Below are 2809 nucleotides of genomic sequence, written 5' to 3' on the forward strand. Positions count from 1 at the left end.
CAAGGTGGAAGGCTTCACGGTCCCGGCCCAGGTGATCGTGTCCCATCTCCAAGACGTGGTTCGCTTCAAGAAGGGCGCCGCCGCGCCCGCCGCCGCGGCACCCGGCCAGCCCCAGACCCAGACCGTGGCGGCCGGTTCCTCCAATTGGTGGTCCAAGGCCCGGGCGGTGGTGGGGGGACCGACCGCCATTCCGGGCATGGGCATGAATGTGGTCCAGGGCAACGTGACGGCGGGCAATGCCTCACCCGGCATTCCTTCGGGCATGCCTTTCATCGATACCGATCATGTGGGGGGCGCCAAGATCGGCGGATACTCCATCGCCGATATCCTCGGCCTGGTCATGCTCGCCCTGGCGGCGGGCGTCACCGGCGGTATGATGACCATGGGCGGCGGCGTGCTTCAGGTCGCCGGCATGATGGTCTTTTTCGGCTACGGCATGTATCTGATCCGCCCGGTGGTCTTTTTGACCAATGTGGTGGTGTACGGTGCCGCGTCCTTGCGCAACGACAAGGCTCAACTGGTCCAGTGGGACAAGGTCAAGCCCCTGATTCCCTGGGGCGTCGGCGGCGTGGTCCTGGGATATTTCATCGGCAACGCCATCGGCGATTCGGTGGTGGGCATTTTGTTGGGCCTGTTCGCCCTGATCATGGCGGGCAAGGCGGTCTTGGAAATTCTTCAGCCCAATGGCGGCGAGGAAACGGCCGAGTCCATTTCCGCCGCCGAGGCCGAAGACGAGATGGACGAATTGATGGCCCTGGCCGACGGCACCGCCAGGCCCAAGCCCAGCGGCCTGGCCTTGCCGGAGGGGCCCGCCCGCTCGGCGGTGCTGGGGCTGCCCATGGGTCTGTTCAGCGGCATTCTCGGCATCAGCGGCGGCGTCATCGAGGTTCCGCTGCAGCGCTATGTGGGGCGCATCAGCCTGCAAAACGCCATTGCCAACAGTTCGGTCCTGGTATTTTGGGCCTCGGTGGCCGGTTCGGTGGTGGCCTTCCTTCACGGATCCAGCACGGGGCTGATCCACTGGGAAGCGCCGGTGACCCTGGCCCTGGTGATGATCCCCGGCGCCTATGTGGGCGGCATCATCGGTGCGCGTCTGATGCGGGTCTTGCCGGTGCGGGTGCTCAAGGGCGTGTACGCGGCGACCATGGCCGCCATCGCTCTCAAGATGCTGACCTCGGTGTGATGATCATGGTGTTGGGATTGGCCGGACATGAATAGCAAGGTCGCGCTTCTGGTGGCGGGACTGGTCGTCGCCCTGGTGCTCGTCATCGGACGGCAGGGGGCGGTCGCGCCCCAGGCCATGAACACGCCGTCCCAAGCGGTGGTCGCCGGGCCGGTCGCGGCGCCGGTGGCCTTTCCTCAGACCCAGTACCCCCAGGCGACCAATGTGGCCATGCCGGTGGAACCCGATCCCGCCGCGGCAGCCGGGGCCACTGCGGCCACGGAATCGCCGCTGCCGAATTTCGTTCCGCGCAAGCTGACGGTGTTCGAAGGGCATTGGCAGGGCATGGACGGACGTCTGATGACCGAGGAACTGGCCCGCAAGCTGAACTATCCACGCGGCCTGCAAGGGGTCTTGTTGGGCGAAGTCACGTTGAACGCGGCGTTTTCCGGGCTTCTGGCGGGCGACGTCATCGTCAGGATCGACGATACCCCGGTCACCGACATGGAAAGCTTCAAGGCCGCCAGCCGGATCGTGGCCAACCGCTCCGAGGCGCGAATCAGCGTGCTGCGTAAGGACAACCGGCCGGGTGCTCCGGTGGTGCGAAAGCTGACGGTGGTCCTGCGCGAGGCCGAGGGTGGCCTGGGCTTCGCCCAGTTGGAAGGCGCGCCCATGATCCTGGCGGGCGACCCTCGCCCCCACGGCTATCGCGGCGCCTGCACCGATTGTCACCCCATCGGCCAGGGGTTCGAGTTGACCCCGGACCCCGATTTGATAAGCCTGCCCCCGCCGACGATCACGCGTGATATGGTCGCCCGGAATGTCAGTCCCCACGAAGTGCGCGGGCCGTGCGAAGCCTGCCACGTCATAAAGTGATCAGAGCCACCTGATTAGGATTTTGGAGAACAGTATGTCTAGCAAGCCGTCGGATATCCTTGACGAGGTCACTCTTTACGCCCACTACGGCCTTTCGGTGGCGAAGAAGCTCGGAATGAACATGGTCGATGCCTTCCGCACGGCCTTTTCCGTCAACGACGACATCCGTCTGGTGTATTACCGCGAGAAGGGCATCTCCCACGCCAAGGCTGGGCGCTATTCCCAGGCCGCCTTGCTGCTGGAGCAGGTCTACGACGCCGATGCCTTCGATGTGGATGTGGCTCTGCACCTGGGAATCGCCTATGTGAAGACCGGCGCCGTCGACCGGGGCACCGAACTGCTCGAACGATCCCTGGCCGATGCGCCCGACAACGTCAAGGTGGCGACCGTTCTCGGCCTGACCTATGTGCAGGTGCAAAAATACGATCTGGCCGTTCCGCTGCTGATCAAGGTGGCCGAGGCCAATCCCATCAATTTTAACGTCCGGTTCCGTCTGGGCGTGGCGCTGGACAATCTCGGCCGCTTCGATGACGCCATCGACAGCTTCAAGATCGCGCTGGGTCTGCGCCCCAACGAAGGCAAGGTGCATCGCGCCATCGCCTTCAGCTATGAGCAGATGGGGCGGCACGAGGAAGCCTTGCCGCATTTCAAGAAGGCCAATGAACTTGACGAAGGGGCATCGGCCTGAGGCCATATGAGGGGCTTCTCCTTCCTATGACGAGCTTAGCGAGACGGATATGGCATTAGGCGACGCGAATGTTGGTTCGGCCC

General features: G+C 64.2%; 3 protein-coding genes. All 3 read left to right on the plus strand.

Translation table 11 applies throughout. The features are described from left to right. On the plus strand, nt 1-1183 hold a 1183-nt coding region (locus tag CU669_RS20845; RefSeq protein WP_146747843.1), incomplete at its 5' end, for a sulfite exporter TauE/SafE family protein. 27 nt (nt 1184-1210) lie between these two features. After that, the gene (gene mamP / locus CU669_RS20850; RefSeq protein ID WP_112147508.1) at nt 1211-2038 is read left to right on the plus strand and encodes a magnetosome magnetite formation protein MamP; all 828 of its coding nucleotides are present in this window, start codon (nt 1211-1213) and stop codon (nt 2036-2038) included. A gap of 34 nt (nt 2039-2072) precedes the next feature. Then, a complete protein-coding gene (mamA, locus tag CU669_RS20855; RefSeq protein ID WP_239988828.1) occupies nt 2073-2726 on the plus strand; it encodes a magnetosome protein MamA in 654 nt (217 codons plus the stop codon). The last annotated feature ends 83 nt before the right edge of the window (nt 2727-2809 follow it).

Origin of the sequence: Paramagnetospirillum kuznetsovii, from assembly GCF_003284725.1 — a bacterium.
In the GTDB taxonomy this organism is placed as follows: domain Bacteria; phylum Pseudomonadota; class Alphaproteobacteria; order Rhodospirillales; family Magnetospirillaceae; genus Phaeospirillum; species Phaeospirillum kuznetsovii.